The organism is Burkholderia sp., from assembly GCF_018375725.1.
Classification (GTDB): domain Bacteria; phylum Pseudomonadota; class Gammaproteobacteria; order Burkholderiales; family Burkholderiaceae; genus Burkholderia.
This window is the reverse complement of record NZ_JAHACR010000220.1, coordinates 1-7330: the sequence shown is the minus strand read 5'-3', so window position 1 is coordinate 7330 and position 7330 is coordinate 1. Positions and strand designations below refer to the sequence as shown.

The following is a 7330-nucleotide window of genomic DNA, read 5'->3' as shown; positions in this document are numbered from 1 at the left end:
CGAGCAACTGATTCCCTATGTGCGCGTCATGGGTTTCACGCACGTCGAGTTCACGCCGATCGCCGAGTATCCGTTCGGCGGCTCGTGGGGCTATCAGCCCTTGTCGCCGTTCGCGCCGTCCGCGCGCTTCGGTCCACCGGAGGGCTTCGCGCGCTTTGTCGCGCATGCACATGCGGCCGGCGTTGGCGTGATCGTCGACTGGGTGCCCGCGCATTTTCCCGACGATCCGCACGGCCTCGTGCATTTCGACGGCAGTGCGCTTTACGAACATGCGGACCCGCGCGAAGGCGTGCATCCCGACTGGCACACGCGCGTATTCAATCTCGGGCGGCACGAGGTCGGCGCGTTCCTCATCGCGTCGGCGCTCGCGTGGACGCGTCGCTATCACGTCGACGGGATTCGTGTCGATGCGGTCGCCTCCATGCTCTACCGCGACTACTCGCGCGCGGCCGGCGAATGGGTGCCGAACGTGCACGGCGGCCGCGAAAATCTCGAATCAGTCGCATTCCTGCGTCAACTGAACGACACGCTGCACGGCGACGCCGCACCAGCCGGCGTCGCGACGTTCGCGGAAGAGTCGACCGCCTGGCCCGGCGTGACGGCATCGACCGAAGCAGGCGGTCTCGGCTTCGACTTCAAATGGAACATGGGCTGGATGCACGACACGCTCGCGTACCTGCGCGAGAATCCGATCCATCGCCGCTATCACCATGACCGGATGACGTTCGGGCTTCTCTACGCATTCTCCGAACGGTTCGTGCTGCCGCTGTCGCACGACGAGGTCGTGCACGGCAAGGGTTCGCTCCTCGCCAAGATGCCGGGCGACGTGTGGCAGCGGTTCGCGACGCTGCGCGCATACTTCGGCTTCATGTGGGCGCATCCGGGCAAGAAGCTGCTGTTCATGGGCGGCGAATTCGCGCAGTGGGCCGAGTTCGCGCACGACGAGAGTCCGGATTGGGAACTGCTCGACACCCCCGCGCATCGTGGCGTGCAGCGGCTCGTACGGGACCTGAACCAGACGTACGCGACGGAGCCGGCGCTCCACGCACTCGACTGTGACGCCGAAGGCTTCACATGGTTGATCGGAGACGATTGCGACAACAACGTGTTCGCGTTCGTGCGGCGCGACGACGCGGGGCGCATGATCGTCGCCGTCTGCAACTTCGCGCCGGTGGTGCGCACCGACTACCGGCTCGGGTTGCCCGCGCCCGGCCGCTGGCGCGAATTCGTGAACACCGATGCGGCCGTGTACGGGGGAAGCAACGTCGGCAACGACGGTGCGGCATGGGCCGATCACGCGCCCGCACACGGCATGGCCTGGTCGGCGACGCTGCGCCTGCCGCCGCTCGCGACGCTGTGGCTGCGCCCGGATTGAGCCGTGCGAAGCCCGGGAGATCCGCCTCATGGCCGCCCTGCCCGATCGTCTCGAACCCGGTCACAGCTATCCGTCCGGCGCGCGCTGGGATGGCATCGGGGTCAACTTCGCGGTGTTCTCGGCCCATGCACACCGTCTCCAGCTCTGCCTGTTCGATCCGGACGGACGCCGGGAGCTGGTGCGTCTCGACCTGCCCGAATGCACGGACGAGGTGTGGCACGGCTATCTGCCGGGCGCACATCCCGGCACGGTATACGGATTGCGCGCCGACGGCCCGTATCAGCCGCACGATGGTCATCGCTTCAATCCGGCCAAGCTGCTGCTCGATCCCTACGCACGCAAACTGATCGGCCAGTTCCGCTGGTCCGACGCGTTGTTCGGCTACCGGCTACATTCGAACCGCGCGGATCTGTCGATGGACCGGCGCGATTCGGCACCCGCGATGCCGAAGTGCGTCGTGGTGGATGAGTCGTTCGACTGGCGCGACGACCGGCGCCCCGGCGTGCCGTGGCACGACACGCTGATCTACGAAACCCACGTGCGCGGCGCGTCGATGCGCCGCCGCAGCTTGCACTTGCCCGAACGCGGCACGTTTTCGGCACTCGCTTCGCCGGAATTCGTGGCGCACCTGCATGCGCTCGGCGTAACGACCGTCGAACTGCTGCCCGTGCAGGCGTTCCTGCAAAACCGTGCGCTCGTCGACCGCGGCTTGCGCAATTACTGGGGCTACGACACCGCCGCGTTTTTCGCGCCGGAACCTGCGTATCTTTCGACCCGGCACCTCGACGAGATGCGCATCGCGATCCGCCAGCTCCATGCCGCCGGAATCGAAGTGGTGCTCGATGTCGTCTATAACCATACCTGCGAGGGCAACCAGCTGGGCCCGACGCTGTCATGGCGCGGACTCGACAACGCGAGCTATTACAAGCTCGTGCCGGGCAATGCCCGTTATCACGTCGATGAAACGGGTTGCGGCAATACGCTGAACCTCACCCATCCGCGCGTATTGCAGATGGTGATGGATTCCCTGCGGTACTGGGCCCTCGCGTTCAACGTCGACGGTTTCCGCTTCGACCTCGGCGTGACGCTCGGCCGCGAGGCGCATGGCTTCGATCCGGGGGCCGGCTTCTTCGACGCGCTGCGGCAGGATCCGGTGCTCGCACAGCGCAAGCTGATCGTCGAACCCTGGGATCTCGGCCCCGACGGCTATCAGCTCGGCCGCCATCCGCCCGGCTTCGCGGAGTGGAACGACCGTTTTCGCGACGTCGTGCGGCGCTACTGGCGCGGCGATCCGGGGCAACGGCCCGAACTCGCAGCGCGCCTTGCGGGCTCGGCCGATCTGTTCAACCACCAGCACCGCAAGACCTGGGCATCGGTCAATTTCGTCACTGCGCACGACGGCTTCACGCTCGCCGATCTGGTCGCCTACGCATCGAAGCACAATGAAGCCAACGGCGAGGGCAACCGTGACGGCCACGACGACAACTACAGCGCGAACTGGGGCGTCGAGGGAGCGACGTGCGACCCCGGTATCCGCGATGTGCGCATGCGCGTCGCACGCTCGATGATCGCGACGCTGTTCGCATCGCTCGGCACGCCGATGCTGCTCGGCGGCGACGAATTCGGCCGGAGTCAGCGCGGCAACAACAACGGCTATTGCCAGGACAACGACCTTTCCTGGCTGGACTGGGACGCCGCGCAGTCCGACGACGGCATCCGGATGACACGCTTCATCAGCCGGCTCGCCGCACTGCGGCGCCTGCATCCCGTGCTGTCCGAGCCACGCTTTCCGTCGGGCGATCGTGACGGCGCCGCCGGCATGCACGAGATCGACTGGTTCGACGAGTGCGGCAGCACACTGGCGCCTCCCGCCTGGGATGACGGCGAGCGCCGCGCACTCACGATGCGGCGCGTCGGTGCCGGCCGCTACGGACGAACCGAGGCGCTGTTGCTGATGCTCAACGCTTCGTCCGGCGCGGTGACGTTCGTGCCGCCGCCGCCCGCGCTCAACTATCGCGTGCTGCTCGATACCGCCAGCCCGGACGCCGTGCCGCGCGCGTGGCCCGCCGGCGGGCTTACGGTCGCGGCGCACGGCGCGGTGATTGCAGTGGCAAACGTGCTGCATGCCGCCCATCCATGAGGATTCGCTCATGCATACGCCCGCCTCCCGTTTCTCCACCGCATGTGCATTCCGGCTGTCGTCCGGCGCGACCTGTCTCGATGCAGCCCATACGCTTTTCCGGCTCTGGGCGCCCGCGAGCCACGCCGTTTCCGTCGAACTCGATGGCGAGCGCGTGCTCGCGATGAGCGCGGCCGGCGCCGGCTGGTTCGAAGCTGTCGCGCCATGCGGCCACGGCACGCTCTATCGCTACCTGCTGGACGGCGGTCTCGCCGTGCCCGATCCCGCGTCCCGCTTCCAGCCGGCCGGCGTGCATGGCCCGAGCGAAGTAATCGACCCGGCCGCCTTTCATTGGCGCCATCGCGCATGGCGCGGCCGGCCATGGCACGAGACGGTGCTCTACGAACTGCATGTCGGGGCATGCGGCGGCTATGCGCGCGTCCAGCACCGCCTCGGCGGACTCGCCAGGCTCGGCGTCACGGCCGTCGAACTGATGCCCGTCAATACGTTTCCAGGCCTGCGCAACTGGGGTTACGACGGCGTGCTGCCGTTTGCGCCCGCCGCGCCCTACGGTCGCCCCGAGGAACTCAAGGCGCTCGTCGATGCCGCGCACGGGCTCGGACTGCAGGTGCTGCTCGACGTCGTCTACAACCATTTCGGGCCAGACGGCAATTGGCTGCCACGTTATGCACCCGAGTTCTTTCGCCATGATCGACACACGGCATGGGGCGCCGCGATCGATTTTTCGTGCCCGCAAGTGCGGGCGTTCTTCATCGAGAACGCGCTGTACTGGCTCGACGAGTACCGCTTCGACGGCCTTCGCATCGACGCCGCGCACGCGATCGGCGACGACACATGGTTGCGCACGCTCGCGCGCCGCGTGCGCAACCATGTCGGCGACGGACGCCACGTGCACCTCGTGCTCGAGAACGAGCACAACACGGCGAGCCTGCTCGGCGCGGACGGCTTCGATGCGCAATGGAACGACGATTTTCACCATAGTGCGCACGTGCTGCTGACGGGCGAGCGCCACGGCTATTACCGGGCGTTCGCCGACGCCCCTGTGCAGCAATTCGCGCGCACGCTCGCCGAAGGCTTCGCGTACCAGGGCGAACCGTCGCCGATCCATGCCGGCGCGCCGCGCGGCGAACCGAGCGCCCATCTGCCGCCGACCGCTTTCGTCGCATTTCTGCAGAACCACGATCAGGTCGGCAACCGCGCGTTCGGCGAGCGGTTGCGCACGCTTGCGAACGAAGACGCGCTGCGCGCGGCGACTGCGCTCATGCTGCTCGCGCCGCAGATTCCGCTGCTGTTCATGGGCGAGGAATGCGGCAGCACGCAGCCGTTTCAGTTCTTTACCGACTATCGCGGCACGCTGGCCGACGCCGTCCGCGAAGGCCGGCGGCGCGAATTCGCGGCCTTTCCCGCATTCGCCGATCCCGAGCATCGCCATGCAATCCCCGATCCGAACGAAGAAGCGACGTTCGCGCGCTCGCGCATCGATGCGCCGGCTGCCGAGCCGCCGGATGCCCGTGCGTGGCGCGGCTTCTATCGAAGCGCGCTGGGGGTGCGTGCAGCATTCGTGACGCCGTATCTGCGGTACGCCCGCGCGCTCGGCGCAACAGTGCTCGCGGGCGCCGACGGCTGCGATGCGCGGGCGCTCGTCGCGCGATGGCGGCTCGACGCGAGCCGCACGCTGACGATCGCGCTGAATCTCGGCGAGCACGCGGCACGGCTGCCTGCGATGCCGTCCGGCAGGATCGTGTTCGAGACGCCGCCGCGCGCGCGGGATCAGCTCGTGGATTGTCTGCTGCCCATCCACACATGCATCGCATGGTGCGATAGCAACGATCCCGCCGACGCGTTGCGTCCGCCGCGCAGCGGCAACCGCAACAGGAGCGAACCGCGATGACGGCCGATGTCCCGATTGCCCTGCTCGCGCGGAAAGCCGGACTCGAGATCGAGTGGACCGATGCGGCAGGCGTCGCCCAGCACGTCGGCGACGATGCTCTGGCGGCACTCGTTGATGCGCTCGGCTGGCCATGCGGCACGGCTGCCGAGCGCGCCGACAGCGCGGCTGCCCTGACCTGCGCCGCCGCGATACCGTCGGCACTCGTCACATGCACGGCCGGCACGCCGCTCGCCTTGCCGTGCAGCGTTGCCCCGCCGGGCGCGCCTTTTCGAATCGCACTCGAAACAGGCGATCATGTCGATGGACGCGTGGCCCGTGCGGGCCGATGCGGCGCACTGCCGCCACTGAGCGAGGCGGGCTACCACGTCCTCGAGGTCGGCACGCGCGGCATCGCGCTCGCCATCGCGCCGCGTGCACGCACATTCTCCGACACGCTGCGCACATGCGGCGCGAACGGCTGCTGGGGCATCGCGGTACAGCTCTATGGACTGCGCCGGGCACATGACGGCGGATGCGGCGATTTCACCGCGCTCGCACAACTCGCGGTCGAGGCCGCGCGGCATGGCGCACAAGCCGTCGCGATCAGCCCGACGCATGCGCTGTTTCCAGCGCGGCCCGAACACGAGAGTCCGTACTCGCCGTCGTCGCGCCGCTGGGTCAATGTCGCGTACATCGACCCCGACGCGATACCGGCCGACGGACCCGCCCGTGCATGGGCCGGCTTCGACGATGTGCGCGACGTGCCGTTGATCGACTGGCCTCGCGTGTTGCCGGCCAGGATGAGCGCGCTGCGCGCACGGTTCGACGACTGGCGTGCGCACGGCAGCGGCACCTTCGACGCGTTTCGCCGTTTTCAGGATGCGGGCGGTGCTGCCCTCGACGCGCACGCCTGCTTCGACGCGCTGCACGCATGCTGCATCCGCGATGGCCTGGGCGCCGACTGGCGCCGCTGGCCCGCGCCGTTGCGCCAACCCACATCGCCGGAAACCCATGCGTTCGCGCGCGCCCACCACGACGCCATCGCATTTCACGCATTCCTGCAGTGGCGTGCGGATTGCGGCCTGGCCGCCGCGCAACGGGCGGCGCGGCGTGCCGGCATGGCGATCGGCCTGATCGCGGATCTGGCGGTCGGCTCGGATCGTGCGGGCAGCGATGCGTGGGTGCACGGCGCGACATTGCTGAACGGCGTTTCGCTCGGCGCGCCGCCCGATATGTTCAATGGCAGCGGTCAGGACTGGGGCGTGACGACATGGACGCCGGATGCGTTGCGTGCTGCCGGCTTCGCGCCATTCATCGATTTGCTTCGCGGCGCGCTTGCGCATGCGGGCGGCATACGCATCGATCACGTACTCGGCTTCGCCCGGATCTGGATCGTGCCGGACGGCGCCCGGCCGCGCGACGGTGCGTATCTGCGCTATCCGTGCGACGACCTGTTGCGGCTCGTCGCGCTCGAAACATCCCGCCATCGCGCGATCGCCATCGGCGAGGATCTCGGCACGGTGCCCGCGGGGTTCCGCGCGCGGCTCGCGTCGCACGGCATCGGCGGCATGCGCGCGTTGTGGTTCGAACGTGACGACGACGGCGCCTTCCGCTTGCCCGACGCGTGGGAGCGGGACGTCGTCGCGACGACATCGACGCACGACCTGCCGACCGTCGCGGGCTGGTGGCAAGGCGTCGATCTGCGCTGGCGGCGCGTCGCCGCGCGGGCGGACAACGACACCGGGCCGGCCGCCGACCGCGAGGCCGAAGCCGGCCCCGACAACGCCGACGGTCGCGAGATCGCGCGCCGAGCGGCCGACCGCGGCGCACTCTGGCACGCGCTGCGGCGGGCGCGATGCGTGCCGGCCGGCCGGGACATGCCGCCATGCGACACCCCGCCCGTCGCGGCGGTGCTCGCCTACGTCGCGCGCAGTCGGTCGTCACT

General features: G+C 68.7%; 4 protein-coding genes. All 4 read left to right on the top strand.

What is annotated here, in order from left to right:
- Positions 1 to 1375 (top strand): 1,4-alpha-glucan branching protein GlgB (gene glgB, locus KH616_RS18785; protein ID WP_292249646.1); only part of this gene is annotated, 1375 nt, incomplete at its 5' end.
- Positions 1376 to 1403: 28 nt separating this feature from the next.
- The gene (gene glgX, locus KH616_RS18780; RefSeq protein ID WP_292249645.1) at positions 1404 to 3515 is read left to right on the top strand and encodes a glycogen debranching protein GlgX; all 2112 of its coding nucleotides are present in this window, start codon (positions 1404 to 1406) and stop codon (positions 3513 to 3515) included.
- Positions 3516 to 3525: 10 nt separating this feature from the next.
- On the top strand, positions 3526 to 5406 hold the full coding sequence (gene treZ / locus KH616_RS18775) for a malto-oligosyltrehalose trehalohydrolase (RefSeq protein WP_292249644.1): 1881 nt from the start codon (positions 3526 to 3528) through the stop codon (positions 5404 to 5406).
- Positions 5403 to 7330: 4-alpha-glucanotransferase (gene malQ / locus KH616_RS18770; RefSeq protein WP_292249643.1), on the top strand; the 1928-nt coding region annotated here is incomplete at its 3' end. The genes treZ and malQ, both read left to right, overlap by 4 nt.